The sequence below is a fragment of the Actinomyces ruminis genome, from assembly GCF_002154335.2.
GTDB classification, from domain to species: Bacteria; Actinomycetota; Actinomycetes; order Actinomycetales; family Actinomycetaceae; genus Actinomyces; species Actinomyces ruminis.
On record NZ_MTPX02000039.1, the window covers coordinates 100,675 to 120,042 of the forward strand.

19 protein-coding genes and 2 pseudogenes are annotated in these 19,368 nt (G+C 64.9%); 15 read left to right on the forward strand and 6 right to left on the reverse strand.

The annotated features are described in order from the left end of the window. The first annotated feature begins 13 nt into the window (after positions 1-13). The 8 genes and pseudogenes from BW737_RS06600 to BW737_RS06635 all read left to right on the forward strand — a co-directional run bounded on the left by BW737_RS06600 (position 14) and on the right by BW737_RS06635 (position 7,374). Entirely contained in the window at positions 14-970 is a 957-nt protein-coding gene (locus BW737_RS06600; RefSeq protein WP_086614766.1) for a sugar phosphate isomerase/epimerase family protein, read from the forward strand. Positions 971-1,735: 765 nt separating this feature from the next. Beyond that, positions 1,736-2,209, forward strand: a complete 474-nt coding sequence (locus tag BW737_RS06605) for a PTS sugar transporter subunit IIA (RefSeq protein WP_086614767.1) — start codon at positions 1,736-1,738, stop codon at positions 2,207-2,209. Between the two features lie 49 nt (positions 2,210-2,258). Next, complete coding sequence (locus BW737_RS06610) at positions 2,259-2,552, forward strand: PTS sugar transporter subunit IIB (protein WP_086614768.1); 294 nt, start codon at positions 2,259-2,261, stop codon at positions 2,550-2,552. Between the two features lies 1 nt (position 2,553). Then, positions 2,554-3,932 (forward strand): annotated as a pseudogene (locus BW737_RS17990) (PTS galactitol transporter subunit IIC). 97 nt (positions 3,933-4,029) lie between these two features. Continuing rightward, a complete protein-coding gene (locus BW737_RS06620; RefSeq protein ID WP_086614769.1) occupies positions 4,030-4,701 on the forward strand; it encodes a class II aldolase/adducin family protein in 672 nt (223 codons plus the stop codon). A 29-nt stretch (positions 4,702-4,730) separates the two neighbouring features. Beyond that, positions 4,731-5,738 carry a dihydroxyacetone kinase subunit DhaK gene (locus BW737_RS06625; protein WP_086614770.1) on the forward strand — a complete coding sequence of 336 codons (1,008 nt, stop codon included), beginning with the start codon at positions 4,731-4,733 and terminating at the stop codon, positions 5,736-5,738. 7 nt (positions 5,739-5,745) lie between these two features. Then, on the forward strand, positions 5,746-6,384 hold the full coding sequence (locus tag BW737_RS06630; RefSeq protein WP_180272105.1) for a dihydroxyacetone kinase subunit L: 639 nt from the start codon (positions 5,746-5,748) through the stop codon (positions 6,382-6,384). Positions 6,385-6,423: 39 nt separating this feature from the next. Then, positions 6,424-7,374, forward strand: a complete 951-nt coding sequence (locus BW737_RS06635; protein ID WP_420835713.1) for an AlbA family DNA-binding domain-containing protein — start codon at positions 6,424-6,426, stop codon at positions 7,372-7,374. Positions 7,375-8,730: 1,356 nt separating this feature from the next. Here the strand turns inward: BW737_RS06635 and BW737_RS06640 are convergent. Both BW737_RS06640 and BW737_RS06645 read right to left on the reverse strand, forming a co-directional pair. Beyond that, a complete protein-coding gene (locus tag BW737_RS06640) occupies positions 8,731-8,955 on the reverse strand; it encodes a sugar-binding domain-containing protein (protein WP_086614771.1) in 225 nt (74 codons plus the stop codon). Between the two features lie 46 nt (positions 8,956-9,001). Next, complete coding sequence (locus BW737_RS06645; RefSeq protein WP_086614772.1) at positions 9,002-9,679, reverse strand: sugar-binding transcriptional regulator; 678 nt, start codon at positions 9,677-9,679, stop codon at positions 9,002-9,004. Positions 9,680-10,038: 359 nt separating this feature from the next. Here BW737_RS06645 and BW737_RS06650 point away from each other — a divergent pair, with 359 nt between their 5' ends. From BW737_RS06650 to BW737_RS19440, 6 genes and pseudogenes are all read left to right on the forward strand, one after another. After that, positions 10,039-11,091 (forward strand): LacI family DNA-binding transcriptional regulator, encoded by a 1,053-nt coding sequence (locus BW737_RS06650; protein WP_180272107.1) that lies wholly within the window; start codon positions 10,039-10,041, stop codon positions 11,089-11,091. Between the two features lie 108 nt (positions 11,092-11,199). Further along, positions 11,200-12,513 (forward strand): ABC transporter substrate-binding protein, encoded by a 1,314-nt coding sequence (locus tag BW737_RS06655; protein ID WP_086614774.1) that lies wholly within the window; start codon positions 11,200-11,202, stop codon positions 12,511-12,513. 103 nt (positions 12,514-12,616) lie between these two features. Next, positions 12,617-13,447, forward strand: a complete 831-nt coding sequence (locus BW737_RS06660) for a carbohydrate ABC transporter permease (RefSeq protein WP_257210560.1) — start codon at positions 12,617-12,619, stop codon at positions 13,445-13,447. A gap of 1 nt (position 13,448) precedes the next feature. After that, the gene (locus BW737_RS06665; protein WP_086614775.1) at positions 13,449-14,381 is read left to right on the forward strand and encodes a carbohydrate ABC transporter permease; all 933 of its coding nucleotides are present in this window, start codon (positions 13,449-13,451) and stop codon (positions 14,379-14,381) included. Positions 14,382-14,392: 11 nt separating this feature from the next. Next, positions 14,393-16,080, forward strand: a pseudogene (yicI, locus tag BW737_RS06670) (alpha-xylosidase); the annotation flags it as partial. 39 nt (positions 16,081-16,119) lie between these two features. Then, positions 16,120-16,725 carry a hypothetical protein gene (locus tag BW737_RS19440; protein ID WP_338063879.1) on the forward strand — a complete coding sequence of 202 codons (606 nt, stop codon included), beginning with the start codon at positions 16,120-16,122 and terminating at the stop codon, positions 16,723-16,725. Here the strand turns inward: BW737_RS19440 and BW737_RS06675 are convergent. Genes BW737_RS06675 through BW737_RS06690 form a run of 4 tightly spaced genes read right to left on the reverse strand, consistent with a single transcriptional unit; the run spans position 16,703 to position 18,674 of the window. Beyond that, complete coding sequence (locus tag BW737_RS06675; RefSeq protein WP_257210561.1) at positions 16,703-17,245, reverse strand: hypothetical protein; 543 nt, start codon at positions 17,243-17,245, stop codon at positions 16,703-16,705. The two genes, BW737_RS19440 and BW737_RS06675, sit on opposite strands and share 23 nt — an antisense overlap. Further along, the gene (locus tag BW737_RS17995) at positions 17,242-17,766 is read right to left on the reverse strand and encodes a hypothetical protein (RefSeq protein WP_257210562.1); all 525 of its coding nucleotides are present in this window, start codon (positions 17,764-17,766) and stop codon (positions 17,242-17,244) included. Before BW737_RS17995 ends, BW737_RS06675 begins: the two co-directional genes overlap by 4 nt. Before the next feature lie 50 nt (positions 17,767-17,816). Next, complete coding sequence (locus BW737_RS18000) at positions 17,817-18,287, reverse strand: hypothetical protein (RefSeq protein WP_257210563.1); 471 nt, start codon at positions 18,285-18,287, stop codon at positions 17,817-17,819. Positions 18,288-18,332: 45 nt separating this feature from the next. Further along, positions 18,333-18,674: a hypothetical protein gene (locus BW737_RS06690; protein WP_086614776.1), complete on the reverse strand. Its 342-nt coding sequence runs from the start codon at positions 18,672-18,674 to the stop codon at positions 18,333-18,335. A 227-nt stretch (positions 18,675-18,901) separates the two neighbouring features. Between BW737_RS06690 and BW737_RS06695 the strand changes: the two genes are divergently transcribed. Beyond that, complete coding sequence (locus BW737_RS06695; protein WP_143233311.1) at positions 18,902-19,261, forward strand: hypothetical protein; 360 nt, start codon at positions 18,902-18,904, stop codon at positions 19,259-19,261. Positions 19,262-19,368: the final 107 nt, after the last annotated feature.

Genomic DNA, 19,368 nt, shown 5'->3' on the forward strand with positions numbered 1-19,368 from the left:
TAGGAGTCAGTAAATGTTGTCGGAGCAGAATGTTGACCGTTGGAAGCGCGAACTTGTCGAGCAGTACCTCGCTGCTAAGCAGGCGAACCCTACTCGGTTCGCGCCCAGGCTGAACTTATCGTGGTCGAACTGGGGGTTCGGACTGGAGGATCTCGAGCGCTCGGCCGAGAGACTGGCGGCCAATGGTGTCACGTTTATCGAGCTCCACGGGAATCACTATGGTCCTTCGCTGGGCTATGAGGTGGAGGAGACCCGTGCGATTCTCGATCGCTACGGCCTGCAGACCTCGGGCGTCTGTGGCATGTTTTCGGATGACAATGACTTGTCTTCGAATCGTCCGATTTGTCAGCAAGCGGCGCTTGACTACATTAAGAGGGAGGTCGAGTTCACGAAGGCCATGGGAGGCCATTACTTGCTAGTGGTTCCGGCCTCCGTCGGGCGAGCCGATGCCTATGACTCATATGAGTTTGAGCGCTCGGTATTGGCTCTTAAGCGTGTCGCACACGTGTTCAGTGAGCAGGGGGTCAAAGCTGCGATCGAGCCTATTCGATCCGCGGAGACTTCGATTGTACATACGGTGGCGGACGCCGTGGCCTACATTAACGCGGTTGATGCGCCAGGGGTCCAATGCATCAATGGAGACGTGTATCATATGCAGGTGGAGGAGAAGTATATCCCGAGGGCGATACTTGAGGCGGGGGGCAGGCTAGTCAACTTGCACCTGGCCGATTCGAACAGGAGAGCATTGGGCGATGGCTCGCTCGATCTAGACGCGGTCATTATGGCGGCGTACCTTGTTGGGGCCAACTCCGAGGGGCGTTTTATGACTCCCGAGCCTCTCGGCCCTGGTGCGGGGCCATATCCCGCGCGCAATGGCGTTCCTGACGTTCCGGCACTCGATCGACTCGTGCATGACACGGTGGCCTACTTCCGCGAGCGGGAGGATGCGGTTCGCTCGATGGGTGCCTAGCGCTGTGCCCAGATGGAGGTCCGTCGACATCGGGGTCGGCGGACCTCCATATGTTTATCCGCTTCGGGGATCTGGCGTCGGAGAACTGTGGGAGGGTCATGGTCGGCCTGCTGGGGCATCACTGGCGAGGGGCTTGTCAGTCTCCCCGTGACACGAATGTTCCCGTCTGCCTGCTCCCCGCCCTGAAGCCTTGCGGAGCTGTACTCCGAGGCGCGGTCGTAGCGTGCCCCGCTGGAGCATGGTGCCTTCGGGGTCATGTCAACAGGGACGGGCAACATAGACAACGATGAATCTGCTCTCAGGGTCCCGACAACGACCTGATCACCTCGATGACGTACGCATTGAGCCGATTACGTCTTCTCGCACTCGGGTGTGATCCCAGGCGCATAGCCCCGGTATTGACCACCGCATGGTCGTCAACCGATACCTATGAGCCGGAAGGCCTGCGATGTCCAAGGCGCTACAAACGGTGATTCCTCCATGGCTCTTTGGTCTCGGCAGGTCTCGAGTTGTTAGGACGTGGACACTGCCTCATCCTCCGGGTTGACATCTGTTCATGTTCGCGTGCGGTCCGCATGGGACTTGGAGGCCGAGAAGCGCTCACAGATGCGTGATTGTCGGGCCTTCCCTGCGTGATTGGCGGCACATCCGGTGAACATATGTGCGTCGAGGCCCTGTTTCTTGGGCAGTGGCTGCGCTACGTTCCGGGGTGTCCGGACCGCGTCCGGGCCCTGGTACTCGATGACGAGACTCAAGGAGGCAGACATGCAGCTGGATCTGCTCAAGCGCGACCTGGTTCGCCTCGATTGGGAGGTGAAGGACCAGGAGGACTTCTTTGATCGGATCGCGACGGAGCTCCTGCGCGCGGGCTACATCAGGGAGTCCTTCCGCGAGGCGCTGGTGGAACGGGAACGCAAGTATCCGACGGCGCTTCCAACCTCACCCGAGGCAGTTGCCATCCCGCACTCCGATGTCGAACACATCATCAGGCCCTTCATCGCCTCGGTGCGGCTGGCCAAGCCGATTGACTGGCGGGAGATGGGCAACGACGACGTCATCCATCCGGTCCGTTTCATCTTCGTCCTCGGCTTCGTACAGGAGGACCGCCACGTGGAGGTGCTGCAGATCATGCTGCAGGCCTTCCAGGACCCGGCCTTCATGGAGCAGCTGAGCGAGGCGCAGACCCCGGACGAGTACTACCGGGTGCTTTCCGGCATGTCGGGCCTTGAGGCCGCATGACCCGGGCGCGCCCGTACCCCACACCCACCCATCCACAAGGAGAAGCATCATGACCGCGAAAGTGATCGTCGCCTGCGGCAGCGGTGTTGCCACCTCCCAGACGGTGGCCAGCAAGGTCAACCGTCTGCTGAAGGAGGCGAAGGTCGACGCCGACGTCCAGGCCGTCGACCTCAAGTCCGTCGATCGCCACCTGACCGACGCCGCCGCCTACATCACCATCGTGCGGGAGAACAAGCCGCGCTCGGTCCCCGTCATCAACGGGATCGCCTTCCTCACCGGCATGGGGCAGGACCAGGAGCTGGCCAAGCTGATCGAGGCCATCAAGGCCTCCGGGAGCAACTGACATGCAAGTTCTTCAGAGCTCCGTCAACTTCCTGCTCTCGCTCGGGGCCGCCATCTTCGTCCCCATAATCATCATCATCGCCGGGCTGATCGTCCGGATGAAGGTTAAGGACGCCATCTCCGCGGGCATCACCCTGGGCGTGGCCTTCTCCGGCATGACCATGCTCATCACCTACATGACCGAGGCCATCACCCCGGCCGCCCAGGCCATGTCGGAGACCATCGGCGTGGACCTGCCCATCACCGACGGCGGGTGGACCACCATGTCCACGATCTCCTGGTCGTGGCCTTATGCCTTTCTGATGTTCCCGCTGGTCATCGGCATCAACATCGTGCTGATCCTGCTGAAGCAGACCGAGACCTTCAACGCCGACCTGTGGAACGTGTGGGGCAAGATCTTCACCGCCGTCGCCGTCTACTACATCACCGGGCAGGTCTGGCTGGCCTTCGTCATCGCGGCGATTCAGGTGGTCTTCGAACTGAAAACCGCCGACTTCCACCAGCATCGAGTGGAGACCATGTCCGGCATTCCGGGCGTGACGATCACCCACGCATGGTGTTCCTGGCCGCACCCATGTACCCGATCGACTGGCTGCTGCGCAAGATTCCCGGGCTTGACCGCTCGTTCAACGCCGCCGACCTGCGCGACAAACTCGGCATCTTCGCCGAGAACCACGTGCTGGGCTTCATCCTCGGGATCCTGTTCGGCATTCTCGCCCGCTTCGATGTGGCCGCCATTTTGACGCTCGGCATTCAGGCCGCGACGGCGCTGACCCTGTTCCCGGTCATCTCCAAGTACTTCATGCAGGCGCTCGAACCGATCTCGAACGCCATCTCGGAGTACATGCAGAAGCGCTTCAATGACCGCCAGCTGTTCGTCGGACTCGACTGGCCCTTCCTCGGCGGCGCCAACGAGATCTGGATCGCCGTCATCTGGACCATCCCGGTGACCCTGGCCTACGCCTTCTTCCTGCCGGGCAACGGCATCCTCCCCTTCGCGGGCATCATCAACATCTGCATCGCGGTGGGGGCCTACTTCGCCAGCAAGGGGAACATCATTCGGATGCTCATCCAGTGCACGATCTTCGCGCCCGTGTTCCTGTGGGTGGGTACCGCCTTCGCCCCCTTCATGACCGAGTTGGCCAACTCCACCAAGGCCGTGGAGCTGTCCGCCGGGCAGCTGATCTCCAACTCCTCCATCGACGCGCCCATCTTCACCTACGCGCTGTCCCATCTCATGCAGTTCCTCGACGGGAACTTCATTCCGTTGCTCATCTTCGTGGTTTGGCTGATCTGCTTCGTGCTGTACTCCCGCAGCCTGATCAAGGAACGCAACGAGGCGCGCGCGGCCGCCGCTGAGACCGCCGGGGCCGCCGCCTGAGGCAACTGACTCACGTGGCGGCGGTGGTTCCGCCACCGCCGCCACGGCTCCGATGAACACCCGAGAATTCACCGCAACAAGAAAGTTGAACACACCCATGCTTGAAACCCTGAAGAAAGAACTGTGCGAGATCGCCAAGCGGGCCCAGCACGACGGGCTGTGCAAGCACAAGTCCGGCAACTTCTCCATTCGCGACGCCGAAAGCGGCCTCCTGGTCGCCTCACCTACCAGCCTTGACCGCGATCTGATGACTCCGCGTGACGTGGTGGTCATGGACCTGGACGCCCACGTCGTCGAGAACGAATCCGGTCTGCGGCCCACCAGCGAGGTGCTCATGCACCTGGAGATCTACAAGGAGCGTCCCGAGGTGGTCGCGATCGTGCACACGCACTCCGCCTACGCCACCTCCTTTGCGCTGCTGAACAAGCCGATCCCCGCGATCGTCTACGAGGTCGCCAACCTGGGGCTGAGCCGGGCCCGCATCCCTGTGGCCCCATACGGCCGCCCCGGCACGCCCGAGCTGGCCGCATCGGTGCGCCGGGCCGTGCGCGAGGCCGACTGCGTGCTACTGGAGAAGCACGGCGCCGTCGCCGTCGACTCCCGCAACCTCTATGAGGCCTACCTCAAGGCCGCCTACATCGAGGAGCTGGCCGAGCTGTACCACCACGCGCTCACGGCCAACGGCGGCGTCGAGCCCGAGTCCTTCGCCACCGAGGAACTCCAGAAGTGGGCCTACCCGTCGGAGATCACCTTCTGCAACCACCACTGAGCCGGCCCGTAGAACTCTGGGAGAGAACAATGAAGAAAATACTCAACAGCCCCGACACCTTCGTCCGCGACACGATGGAGGGCATTGAAGCGGCATACGGCGACCGCGTGGGCCTGCTCGACGGCGACTTCCGGGTGCTCATGTCACGGTATCCGGCGCCCGAGGGCAAGGTCGGCGTCGTCACCGCGGGCGGCAGCGGTCACCTGCCCCTGTTCCTCGGCTACGTAGGGCAGGGCATGCTGGACGGATGCGCCGTCGGGGAGGTCTTCGCCTCACCGGCCGCGGAGAAGATGGCCGACATGATCCGGGCCTGCGACCGGGGGGCCGGCGTGCTGTGCCTGTACGGCAACTACAACGGCGACATCTTCAACTTCCGCATGGCCTGCGAGGATGTCGAGTTCGACGACATCGAGACCCGGCAGCTGCTCGGCCGCGACGACGTCGCCAGCTCCCCCAAGGAACGCGCCGATAAGCGCCGAGGCGTGGCCGGGCTGGTCTACGCGTTCAAGATCGCCGGGGCGGCCGCCGAGAAAATGATGACACTCGACGAGGTCACCGCCGTCACCGCCCGCGCCCTGGACAACATCCGCACCATGGGTGTGGCTCTGTCCCCGTGCATTGTCCCCAAGGTCGGCGAGCCGACCTTCACCATCGAAGACGGGCAGATCGAAATCGGCATGGGTATCCACGGGGAGGCTGGCATTGAGGTGCGTCCCATGATGACCGCCGACGAGATCGCCCGTCTCATCCTGGAGACCATCGAGGCGGACCTGCCCCTGGCCGGCGGAGACGAGGTCTCCGTCATGATCAACGGCCTGGGCGGGACGCCGCTGGAGGAACAACTCATCGTGTACCGCTCCGTGCACGCCCTGCTGGCCGAACGTGGGGTCACGGTGGTCATGCCGCATGTGGGCGAGTTCGCCACCTCCATGGAGATGGCCGGGCTGTCGGTTTCCGTGTTCAAGCTCGACGCCGAGCTCAAGGAGCTGCTGCGCGCTCCGGCCACCACGCCCTTCTACACCAACGCGAACAAGTGAGGACCACATGCTGAACCGTGAATCGCTTTTGGCAATCGCCGGCCAGATCAGCGCCCTGATGGCGGCCAACCGGGACTACCTGGTGTCACTGGACCAGGTCAACGGGGACGGTGATCTGGGTATCTCCATGGACGACGGCTTCAAGGCACTCGCCGATTACCTTGCTGTCCAGGAGCAGACCGACCTCGGCCAGCTGTTGCGCGGAGCGGCCAAGGCCTTCAACAGTGCGGCGCCATCGTCGCTGGGAACCATTCTCAGCTTCGGGATGATGGGCATGGCTCGGGCACTGCGCGGCAAAACAGAAGCCGACGTCGTCACCGCCGCACAGGCCCTACAGGCGGGCGTGGAGGCCATCATGGACAAGGCCGAGTCCAAGCCGGGGGAGAAGACCGTCCTGGACGCGCTCGCGCCCGGGGCGACAGCCCTGGTGGAGGGCGCCGACGCCGTCGCCGGGGGTGAGACTGCGCTGAGCGAGCTGCTGCAGCGCGCCGCCGAGGCGGCCGCCCAGGGCTCGGAGTCCACCCGGGAAATGGAGGCCGTGCATGGGCGTGCCGCCTACTCCGCCTCCCGCAGCATCGGGGTGCTCGATGGTGGCTCCGTCGTCGGCCGCCTCATCTTCGAGGCTCTCGCCGCCTGGGCGGCCTGAACGGCACGGTGCCCCGGTGTTCCTCTACGCTGGGGTGCCGTGCCAGTCACGCTCACAGTTCTCATCAGCGCCCTGCCGCTCAACGCCACGGCCCTGCCGGCGGCCCCGCGCAGCCCGGTGCTGCTGTTCGCCGTCCTCATTCAGCCGGCAGCGCTTCTGGTCGCCTACCTGGCCGGCCGCTTCGCCTCCCACCTGGTACGGCGACGGGCACATATCTCCACCTCTACCGCTACTCTGACGGCCCTGATCGGGCTGTGGGCCGGATTCGCCGGCGGCGCCTGGCTGTTCAACGAGGACTATCTGTGGGCGCCGCGCATGCTCGCGGCGGCCGTGATAGTGGCGGTGATCGTAGTGGGGGTGACCGCGCTGATTATCACTCGCATCCAGCACGAACCGCCGCTCGATCCGATCGCCGAGGTGGCCCGGCAGGGCGAGTCCGAGCGCCTGGAGCTTAAGTCCTCCGCTCGGGTCAACATGCATACCGGCAGGCGGGACGACGCCATGGAGACGGTGGCGGCGAAGACCGTGGCCGCCTTCCTGAACTCCCGTGGCGGCACCCTGCTGCTGGGTGTGGACGATGATGGGCGCCTGATCGGCCTGGATCCGGACTACGCCACCCTGCGTCAGCCCGACGCCGACCGTTTCGAGCTGTTTCTGCGCAGTCTGTGGCGGGTACGGTTGGGGGCCAATGCCGCCGCGCTGCCACGCCTGGACTTTGCCCCGGCCACCGATGGCTCCGGAGAGGTGTGCCGGGTGACGGTTCCGCCCTCTCCCGTGCCCGTTTACCTCAAGGGGCCGAAGGGCAACGGCGGCACCGAACTGTGGGTGCGGGTCGGCAATTCCACGCAGCGGCTGGAGGTGGACGACGCCGTCGCCTACGTCGCCCGCCGCTGGCCGCATGAGGTGCGTCCGAGCCTGCGTGCCCGCGTCGGGGCCTATCTGCTCTACCACCGCAAGCGCGCCGCGGTTCCACAGGCGGAAACGGACTAATGGGGCGGCGGCCGGTGAACGTGTGATGGCGCCGATGACTTGCGATGTGAGACCAATGTGGGGAGTCGAGCGGACGGGACCGCCCGGCTCTCCGGAGACATCCGGGATGTTGATCTCAGCGGCCCGGTAGGACGCTGAGCAGAGCCGCAAGGGCCCAGATGATGGGCGGAATGGTTTCGATGGCCGTCCGCCAGATCTGGGCCTTTTGCTTGCTCTTCATACCCTTGGGCGCCTTGGCCTGGCGGCGTCGGTGTTTCCGGTTCTTCGACATGCCGAGTTGTCGGCGCGATCGTGTTGCTTAAGTGTGGCGTGTAGGGGGATGCCCGCTGCCAACCTCCTCGGTTTGGACCGCTGTCCCCTGTTTGGACCGCGTAAGTCTATTTGGACCGCTTGCCCCTGTTTGGACCGCCGTTGTGTGCCGCGTGGGCGGTCCAAACCGACGTGGGCGGTCCAAACCGACGTGGGCGGTCCAAACCGACGTGGGCGGTCCAAACCGACGTGGGCGGTCCAAACCGACGTAAGAGGTCCAAACCGACGTAAGGGGTCCAAACTCGGGACGGTGCGGCGCCATGAGCGGCTGGGCTGGAGGTGCGTCTGGCCGGGCGGTGGCAGGCAGGGGCGGGCGGCCCGGCGCCAGGCGACGCGGCGGCAGACGCCACGACGTCTCTCACGTACGCGTTCGCCTCTCACGTACGCGTTTTGGAGGTTTGCCCGTGCCAGAACCCCGTAGAACTCCAAAACGCGTGCGTGTGGCGGAAAACCGTACGTGAGGCAGAAAGTCGTACGTCAGGCGATGTCCCGGGTGCCAGCGTTGAGTGCCGGGAGTGATCGGCGCGCGCCTCGGCGCTGTCAGCACCACCCCTAATTAGCGGCGCTCCGTGTTTGGGGGCGTGGTCGTTCAAGCTGAGGCTGCGGTGGAGTGATCATATTCGGGCCTGGGAGGCCGTCCTCGGGCGGCGTCCTCCTGTCGAGAACGTCCTCGTCATCCCCAAACCCTCCACATTCGTGAGGGTTTGGGGCGAAACAGGACGTTCTCGCCGACTAGAGGACGTGCTCGGGCCTGCGAGGACGATGTCGGGTGGACGAGGACGACAGCGCCGGCTTCCGCGGACTATTTCGTAATCAGACGGATGCAGGATCGGGGATCGCGGGCGTCGATGCTCGTTTGTCCTGTATTTGGACGCTGCGCACCCTGGGCCCCTGGTACGCACGCCAGCCGTCTCCGGTGAACCGCAGCCCGGCAGCGCACCACATCCTCAAACACGAATGGCTGGTTCTGGGAGATGGCTCCAGCATGCAATGCGCCCGCTTGCTTGTGGTGCCCCTCCGAGCCCGACACATGGGCGGTTGCGCGGTTCAGAGGAAGTCGAGAATCGACAGGGCGGTTTGGTAGTCGGTTGCCAGGGCGCTGAGGATGCCGCCGCGCACTGCCCCGACGATCGCCTCCACCTTGTCCTCGCCGCCGGCCGCCCCGATCACCAGCGGAATGCGCCGCAACTCGTCCAGCGGCAGTGCCAGCGTGCGTGGGGTTAGCGGCGTGGTCACAGGGTTGCCGGAAGCGTCGTAATGGTGATCGAGGATATGCCTACCGCTCCACCCTCACGTATGGCCTCGCGCACATCCGGGGTTAGGTACTCGGCCAGGATGTTGCCGGCGCCTTAGCCTCCACTCCGGCCACGCCGACGAGCGCCACATCGGCGCGGGCGGCCAGAGCCAGGGTGGTGGCAACCTTTTCCTCGCGCATGAGCGGCCGCAGCAGTGAGGGATTATCCACGATCAGTGGCACCGGCATGCGGGACACCTTCGCGCCCAGCTGGCTGGCGATACGGGTGCAGATGGTCGGCGCATCCCGGCCCCAGGAGGGCAAACCGCCGGGTATCGAACCGAGCAGTTGGACGATAGTGCAGTCCACCCGCGGGATCTGCGGGATGCGCTGGGCGGCGGCTTGGATAGAGCGTCCGTTGCCGACGGCGACGACCTGTCCATTGGAAACCGAGTCGATCAGAAGCTCCGCGGCGGCCTGCCCAACGGCGCCGATCACGTCGGTCCCGTCGACCTCGGCGACTCGGACCGTCTTGAGCGGCAGCCTTTCGCGCAGGCGCTTCTCCACCGAGAGTATGTGCTCCAGGGGATGGGAAATAGTGATCTGTACGATCTCCTGCTCACGGGCGCGGTTTAGCAGGCGCGACACGCTGGGACGGGAGTAGCCGATTTCTCGGGCGATGTCGGCCTGGGTGAGGTGCTGCTCGTAGTACATACGTGCCACCCGCAGCAGCAGCTCGACGTCGCCCCGCTCCTCGCCCACGGCTCAATGCTAAGGCAGTTGGTGTGGCTGCTGCAGATACTCCCTGGCGGCGGCCGTGGAGAGCGGCGAACGAGTCGGCGGGCGTGGCTTGTTCCCGGGACCAACACAGAATGAAGTGGCGAGAGTCGAAATTTCGATCTTTTGGCTGTTGCGTTGACCCCAGCCGCGGGCGCGTAGCACACTGTTCGAAACGCTTCGACGAAGCGCTTCGAACGTTGGGTTCCAACGTAGACGCGAGGCTCGCAATGGATTGCGAGCACAGGTCGGGCAGCAGCGGCCGGGACGACTTCCGGTGCTGCTTGTACGCGGCAAGGACAGCGCCGGGAAGCGGATACGCCGATCGGATCGAGGAGGCAGACATGGCGACCATGCAGGACGTGGCCCGGCGGGCCAATGTCGCCGTGTCAACTGTCTCTTACACCCTTTCTGGCGCGCGCCCAGTGGCCCCAGAGACCGCCCGACGCATCCGCGCCGCAATGGAGGAACTCAACTACCAGCCGAACGCCATGGCACGCGGGCTGGCCAGCCGCCGCTCCCATACCCTGGCCATGACCTTCCCCAACTTCGACACCGCCATGGGCGAAACCGTCTTCGAGATCGTCCGCGGTGCTCAGCACGAGGCCTCCCGCAACGGCTACAACCTCGCCATCTGGCCGCTGGAGGATGCCGAGGCCGGTGCCGAGCTAGTCAAACTGGTGCGGCAGGGCAAGGCCGACGGCGTACTGCTGGTTGAGGTCGGGGTGGAGGACCCGCGGGTCACCGCACTCAAGCGTGCCCGGCTGCCGTTCGTCATGGTCGGGCGCACTGCGGACCCGACCGGCCTGGCATACGTAGACATCGACTTCGAACGCACGGTCGACGACGCCATCGGCGAGCTGTACCGCCTGGGTCACCGGCATATCGCCTTCATTGGGCGTCCCGCATCTCAGACGGAGGCGGGCTACGGTCCGGCCGTCAGGGGCAGACAGGGATATCTGCGCGCGGTGAGCAATCGTGCGCTGGCGCCGCTTGCCTATGACTGCGATGCCAGTCCGCAAGCCGGTCAGGCCATGGCCCGCACTCTGATGGGGCGCGAGGACCCACCCACCGGCGTCGTCGTCATGAACGATCTGGCCGCACTCGGTCTGCTTGCCGGACTGCATGCCATGGGACTGCGGGTGCCCAGGGATGTCTCCGTGGTCGGCGCGGTCTCCTCACCAACGCTCGGCGCCATGACGGTACCCACGCTGACCACGACGCATGCTCCCGGCGAGCGCATGGGCGCCTTCGCCACCCGCGCCCTACTGGCGATCCTCGACGAGAAGCTCGACCCCGCCGATTGCCATCAACTGGTCACCTGCACGGTGGTCGAGGGCGAGAGCCTCGGTCCTGCGCCGCAGCCGCCCCGAATAGGCCGGCTGTCCAGCGGCTAGAGCGAGCGGCTCATAACGTCCGCGGAAAACCCACATCTCCCGGCTCCGACCGCGCCGGGCTCCACCACCACGCCCATTTACGGACACTCAATGAAGAGGAATCACATCATGAGACGCAGGAACTTCAACGCCCTCCTGGCCGCCGCAGCCGCCACCGGACTGCTCGGCCCGACATTGTCCGCTTGCGGCTCCTCCGGGTCCTCCGGAGGAGGATCGGACACCTTCACCATCTGGGACTACGAGTCCGACGACTCCGCCATGGGGCAGGCCTGGGCCCGCGCGGTGGAGATCTTCAAGGAGCAGCATCCAGAGGTCACCGTCAAAATCGAGGACCAGACCTTCGAGCAACTGCAGAAGAACGCCAAGATCGTCCTGACCGGGGACGATGTCCCAGACATCATGGAGTACAACAAGGGCAACTCCACCTCTGGGCAGCTCGCCTCCCAGGGGCTCATCGAGCCTCTCACCGAGCAGGCGACCGAACGCGGCTGGGACGCCAAGCTCGCCGCATCCCTGCAGACCACCGCCCGCTACACCGAGGACGGGCTAATGGGCGACGGCGACTGGTATGGGGTTCCCAACTACGGCGAGTACGTGTTCGTCTACTACAACCAGGACATGTTCGAAGCCCAGGGGCTAAGCGTGCCTACCACCCTGGAGGAGTTCGAGGCCGTATGCGACGCCTTCGTAGCCGCCGGGCAGATCCCGCTGGCCGAGGCCGGCTCGGAGTACCCCATGGGGCAGCTCTGGTACCAGCTGGTTCTCTCCCACGCCGATCGCTCCTTCGTCAACGCCTACCAACTCTTCGAAGGCGACGTCGACTGGACCGCCGACCCGATCAAGGCCGGCACCGACAAGCTCGTGGAGTGGATCGATAAGGGGTACGTAGCCGCCGACTCCGCCGGCCTGACCGCCGAGGACGCCGGCACCGCCTTCATCAACGGCAGCTACCCTATGTTCGTCTCCGGTTCCTGGTGGTTCGGGCGGATCGTCGGGGACATGGCCGACAAGAACTGGGATCAGTTCCTCTTCCCGGGCACGGACCTGTTCCCGGGCTCCTCCGGGAACCTGTGGGTGGTGCCGACCAACGCCAAGAACAAGGAACTCGCCTACGACTTCATTGACATCACCCTGTCCGACGAGGTTCAGGCGATTCTCGGCGAGAAGGGCGGGCTGCCGGTGACCGGCGACCCCTCTGCCATTGAGGATGAAAAGACCCGCACCATGACGGAGAACTTCGCCCAGATCAACGAGCAGGACGGCCTGGCCTTCTACCCGGACTGGCCGGTGGCGGGCTTCTACGACCAGATTGTCTCCGCCATGCAGTCCCTCATCAACGGCTCCAAGACCGGTGCCGAGGTCCTGGCCGACCTGCAGGCCGCCTACGACGAGGGCAAGGCCGATATGGGCATCGAGGGCTGACCATGCGCGCCCGAACCGGAGGGCCCTCGCGCCGCAGATCGCGGAGTCTGGCCTACCTTCCTACCTCATTCCGGGAGCGGTCTGCTTCACCATCATCATTCTGGTGCCGCTGGCGCTGAACGTCTGGTACTCGCTCAACAGCTGGAAGGGCGGTATGTCGCCGATGCGGTTCATCGGGCTGGACAACTATGCCCGGCTGCTGGATGACGCCAAGTTCTGGGCGTCTTTCCGTAACTCGTTGTCGATGATCGTGGCCATGGTCATCATCCCGACACTTATCGGGCTGGTGCTGGCGGCGGTGCTTTTCGACTACATCGGCAAGCACTTTGGCTCCCGTACCGCCGCGACGCTGCGTGCCATGTACTACCTGCCGCAGATCCTGCCGATTTCCGTGGCAGGCATTGTGTGGAACTGGATCCTGAACTCCCAGACGGGGGCGATCAACACGATTCTGCGTGGTCTGGGTGTCGCCGATCCGCCCAACTGGCTGGGATCCACCTCGACGGCGTTGGGCTCGGTCATGTTCGTGCTCATCTGGATCCAGATCGGCTACCCGACCGTCATCTTCATGTCCGCCCTGCAGCGGGTGGATCCGGAGTTGTACGAGGCGGCCGAGCTCGACGGCGCGGGCTGGTTCGCGCGTTTCCGCGCCATCACCGTGCCGCAGATCCGGCCGGAGACATTCGTCATCGTGCTGACCTGCACGATCGCGGCGCTGAAGGTGTTCGCTCCCATCTACGTGCTCACCCGCGGCGGCCCGGAGAGTTCCACCCTGGTGCCGAGCTACTACTCCTACCTGAACTTCTTCGACAAGTCGAAGGTCGGCTACGGCGCCGCCATTTCAACCGTGCTCACAATCGTCATCATCGTCATCGCCGGCGTCATTCAGGTCTTCCAGAACCGCAGTGCCCGCCGCGAGGAGGAGGGACGCTGATATGCCTGACACCGTTCTTGGCTCAGCATCTGCGGGCACTCGCGTGGCGGGCACAACCAAACGCGCCCTGACGCTGAAACCGGAAGCGGTCACCCGCAAAAAGGACCGCTTCCATCGGGGTGCCGGACGCTGGATCGTGCTCGCCGTCGTCGGCCTGTTCGCGCTGCTCATGGTGGCCCCGTTCCTGCTGATGGTCATCAACGCCTTCAAATCTCCGGCTGACTACTCCGGCGGCAGTCCGCTGTCCTTGCCGAAGCAGATCTACACCGACGGCCTGGCCTACTTCTGGCAGCGAGTCAACTTCCCCGTCAAACTGTGGAACTCCATCTGGACCTCGGCGCTGGTGGCCGTGGCCGGCACCCTGCTCTCGCTGCTGAACGCCTACGCCATCGGCGTGGGCCGGGTGCGGGGGCGCGCCTGGATCGTGGCCGTGTTCATGATCGCCAACATGCTGCCGCAGGAGGGGCTGATCTACCCCCTGTTCACCATGGCGCAGCGGGTCGGACTCACCGACAACCCGTGGTCGATCGTCATCATCTTCACGGTCATTCAGTCGGCCTTCGGCACCTACCTGCTGTCCTCCGTGCTGGGCACCTTCCCGCGCGCCCTGCTGGAGGCGGCCGAGCTCGACGGCGCCGGCCGCTGGCAGATCCTGTGGCGGGTGGTCTACCCGATCGTGCGCCCCACCATGAGTGTGCTCGCGATCTTCTTCTTCATTTGGACGTGGAACGAGTTCTTCATTCCCCTGGTGATGCTAACCAGCAATGACAATCAGACGGTGCCGATCGCCCTGTCCAGCCTGCAGGGGGACCGCATGCTTGACGTGCCCACCCTCAACGCCGGCGCCCTCGTCTCGCTTGTTCCTACTTTCCTGTTCTTCCTCTTCTTCCAGCGCACCCTGACCCGCGGCGTCACCGCCGGCGCGGTCAAGTAAAGGAACCCGCTATGAAGTTCTCCAACGGCTATTGGCTCGACCGCTCCGGTTACACCGTGGAAAAGGCCCGCGGTCTGCTCGACCTATCCGTCGGCGCCGCCCACTGCGGCGACACCGGCAGCACTGTTCACGCATACGCCCCGGTCCGCCCGGTCTCCGGCCGTGGCGACACCTTGAACGTGGCGTTGCTGTCGGCGACCTTCACCGCCGTCGCCGACGGCGTCATCAAGGTGGAACTGGTCAACCACCGCGGCGTGCGCGACCGCGGGCCGCACTTTGAGGTGACCACGCCGGATGGATACCGGGGGGAGGTGGAGCAGGCGCCGGGCGGCGTCACCCTGCGGGCCGGAGCGCTGGCCGTGACCCTGCGCGAGGGGGAGGACTGGACAGCTGTCTTCAGCTCAGCCGGGCGTCGGCTGACGGCGAGCCTGCCGCGCGCCGTCGCCCACGTCGTCGGACCGGACGGAACCAGCTACATGCGCGAGCAGCTCTCCCTGCGACCGGGGGAGCGGGTGTACGGGCTGGGGGAGCGCTTCGGTGCCTTCACCAAGAACGGCCAGAGCGTGGACATCTGGAACGAGGACGGCGGCACCGCCTCCGAGCAGGCCTACAAGAATATCCCCTTCTACCTCACCAGCGCCGGCTACGGCGTGTTCGTCGCCGAGGCCGGCGGGGTGTCCTTCGAGGTCGGCAGTGAGGTGACCACCCGCGTGCAGTTCTCCGTGGAGGGCGAGCGGTTGACCTACTACGTGATCGACGGGCCGAGCCCGAAGGACGTGCTGCGCCGCTACACGGCGCTGACCGGCCGCGCCCCGATGCTGCCCACCTGGTCCTTCGGGTTGTGGCTGACCACCTCCTTCACCACCGACTACGACGAGCGCACTGTCATGTCATTCATCGAGGGCATGGAGCAGCGGGGCCTGCCGCTGAGCGTCTTCCACTTCGACACTTTCTGGATGCGCAGGTTCCACTGGTGCGACTTCGTGTGGGACCCCGCCACCTTCCCCGATCCGGCCGGAATGCTGGCGCGCATCAAGGCCCGCGGCCTGCGCGTATGTGTGTGGGTCAACCCCTACATCGCCCAGCGCTCGGCCCTGTTCGAGGAGGGCGTCGCGCGCGGCTATCTGGTGCGCACCACCGCCGGCGATGTGTGGCAGACCGACCTGTGGCAGGCGGGCATGGCCCTGGTCGACTTCACTAACCCCGACGCCGTCGCCTGGTATCGCAGCAAGCTCCAGGCGTTGCTGGACATGGGCGTGGACTGCTTCAAGACCGACTTCGGGGAGCGGATCCCGGTGCGGGGCATCGCCTGGCACGACGGCTCGGACCCGGAGAAGATGCACAACTACTACACGCACTTGTACAACCGCACCGTCTTCGACCTGCTGCGCGAGCAGCGCGGTGAGGGGGAGGCGGTCCTGTTCGCCCGCTCCGCCACCGCGGGCGGCCAGCAGTTCCCGGTGCACTGGGGCGGCGACAACGAGTCCACCTACGCTCCATGGGGGAGACACTGCGCGGCGGCTTGTCCCTGTGCTCCTCCGGGTTCGCCTACTGGAGTCATGACATCGGCGGCTTCGAGGGCACCCCGGACCCCGGCGTGTTCAAGCGCTGGCTCGCGTTCGGGCTGCTGTCCTCACACGCCCGCCTGCACGGCTCAAACTCGGTGCGCGTGCCCTGGGCCTTCGATGAGGAGGCGGTTGAGGTCGCCCGCCGGTTCATCACCCTGCGGCTCTCGCTCATGCCCTACCTGTACCGGCTGGCGGCGCAGGCCCACGCCACGGGGGTGCCCATGATGCGGCCCATGTTCCTGGAGTTCCCCGACGACCCAGGGGCCCGCGACGTCGACACCCAGTACATGCTCGGCGACGCCCTGCTGGTGGCGCCCGTGATGGACGCCGATGGCGAGGCGGAGGTCTACCTGCCCGCGGGAACCTGGACCTCCTGGTGGGACGGAGTGACGGTGGAGGGGCCGCGGTGGGTGCATGAATACCACGGGATGGACACCGTTCCCCTGTACGTGCGGCAGGGGAGCGTACTGCCCGTGACGGGACGGGTGGAACGGCCGGAGGACGACTGGGCCGCCGACCTCACCCTGCGCTGCTTCGGCCTGGTCGACGGCGACGAACGTGAGGTGGTGGTGCCTGCGCACGACGACTGCGCGGCGGTCGCCTTCCACGTCGCCCGCCGCGACGGCGTGATCACCGCGCGGGCCGACGGCGCTCGCGGGCCGTGGCGGCTGGAGGCGGATGGGCGGAGCGTGTGGGCAGATGGCGATGCGGGAGTGACGCTGGAGCTCGCAGGATACGCGGCATCGGAGGGGGTCAGCGTGGCGCTCCGCGGATAATGAGCCAGCCACGTCCCAGTGGGCGTTCAAGCACAAGAATTACCCCGTCAAAGCTTCTTTTCCAGGGGTTGCTGATGGCGCTCAGGTCAACATCCTCCAAGCCATCCATTTCCTGGGTGGCCTGTGGGTAGTTTTCAATGAGCTCTCCGGGGGAATTGGTGTTGTTGGTGACGTAGTCGCGTATGGCTTGGTCTTCGGCGGTGAAGGCGATGATGTAGCCCCAGCCCCCGGGGTAGTTTTCCGCAAAGTTGGTGGATGGGGAGACTGAGAGGACTTCGGCGTCCTCGGGCAACTCGTGCCCTTGGCCGATGGCCAGGATGTCATCCAGGTGCTCCGTATCCGCCGGATAAGGCGCACCCTCCTGGTAGGTGGATGTCATGGTGACCTCCTGAGCAGGGGTGGTTTGGGTAGGTGCGCTTCCGCGGGTGGCTGCGGAACCGCCGCATGCCGACAGCATCAGCGCGGCGACCAGAACGCCTGCCGCAATCGGCGGCAGCATGAGTTCTCTGAGGTTGGTCATGGCCCGGTCCCGTGTTGAACGGACGATTCACCGACGAGGTCGTACTCCTTGGCTAAACCGGCTCTGTGAAGCTCTTGCAACTCTTTGTCGGTAACGGTGATGCCATTAATAGTGGTGGACTTGTTGCCATCCCAGTTGTACCGATCGGCCACATGCACTCGGTAGTCGTAGGAGTAAGTCCACTCGGCGTTGGAGTCGGTGGGCGGATATACGGTGACGGTACCATCGGTGCAGTACTGGTACCCACCCGTTGCCAAAAACCAGTTTTGGTCCTCGTTTTGCTCGGCGTACTCGGGTGTCCATTCGGTGTTGAAAGGGTAGGTTACTGGTCCTGATATATCCGACTTTTGGGCGTCGGCAACCGCCTGGCTGGCCATCCATTCGGCGTCGGCTTGTGCGTCAACTGGAAGATCAGGCAGGTCGGTCAGCATATTGTCTACGTTGATGTCCTGTGGTTCTCCGGTGTTTTGTAGATAGTGGTAAAGATTCTTCGAAGCGTCCGGCCACATTGACTCGCACACGCCCGCTGCTAGGGTTGCGAGTTCGTGTACTACATGATCGTGGGGTGTGGCTATGCGCTGCGCATACTTACCTGATCCTTCGTTTTCAGAATCGCCGGGGTACTGCCAAGGGTCCACGCCCGGCATGTCGGCGTGTTCGCTGGGTACCGGATCGCCCCGGCCTGTTGTCGTGCTGCCGCTGCCGTAGCGACGCTCATGTTGCTCGCCGCGGGGAGGGCCGCGGTGACAGTACCGTCGTCGGCCAGGGTCAAATAAGGGTTGGCGTTGACGTAGTCCTGGCACGCCAAGACCTGACGGCGAACCGCGATCAGCCCGTCGCAGGCAGCGGCGGTGGCGGTCTGCAGGGAGTCGACCCGCTCGATGAGCTTGTTGTGTTCGGCGATGCTCGAGCGCAGTGCCGCGCGCATGGCGCTGACGCCCGAAGACTGCGAGGCCACCTGGCCCAGCGCCAACTCTGCGTCTTCATGCATAGATGACAGGCGCGTGTCCACGGTCTTGAGGGAATCCGAGGCTTCGGCCATGCCTTCGGGACTCCAGGTGCGGATGTCTGCCCACGTCGCCATCGGTCAGGCCAGTCCTTTCTCAACCGCCCACTGCGAGACCGAACCGGAGGTGGCCCTGGGCGTCAACTCGGCCATAGCCTCATCGTTGGCGTGGTGAGCGGAGGCTAACTCTGAAGTGCCCGAGCTGACGTCCGCATACCGGCTGCCCAGTGCGTCGGTCAAGTCCTTGAGTGAGGCAGCGGCCGCGGCTACCGCGCCGGAACTGAGTGAGCCCGGCATCGCCGTCCCGACGTTGCTCAGGGCGGCTTCAACATCCACGGTTCGCACGTCGCCGTTCAGTGAGCCGAGCCGGGCGGCCAACATCTCCAGATCGCCTGCGACGATGTGAATGAACCCATCGGACATCGGTTGCGTTCCTCCGAAAGGCGACAATTGAGCGCGGCGGCATGACCCAAGGCTCTCCCCGGGCGGCTGACGGCGAAAACGTACGACCGTGGCCTTTCCTTGTCAAGACCGTTATGTGGGATATGTGGGATGGGTTCTGCTGGAACAGTCTGCATATCGGACAGGTCACATCTGGAGTGTGGTCTGGCAACTGGTCCATAGAGTCCGTCCACACTAGGGTGGGTGTTATGAAGAGTAAATATATGTACATCGCTGCCGTAGTCCTGTTCGTAGTCGGCGTGGCCATGATCTTCGTCGAGCACGTCGGGCCGGAACCGGACATCAGCTGCGTCGAGGAGGGGCAGCCGACCTCGGGATACACCTTCGAGGTTGATGGTGAGGAGTGCCCCATAAGCGTCGAGGACTTCAACGCCATCCTCGAATACGATCGATCGGCGCTGCCGGTGCGCCGCGCGGGCCTGGGGATCGCGGTTGTCGGTATCGGGGTGGGTATTAGCGGGCTCGTCGTCGGTAGGCGTCAGAAGCGGGCTGCCCGCAACGCCGCCGCGCAGCAGCAGTACGACCTGCCGCAGCAGCCGGGCCGCTGAGCCGACGCCGCTCTCAGCCGAGCTTGAAGCGCGGCGGGGGATCGTGTCGACGAGATCGTGGGCCACGGCCGCCGCCTCGTCCACGGCCGCCCGCCTCGTCCATACCC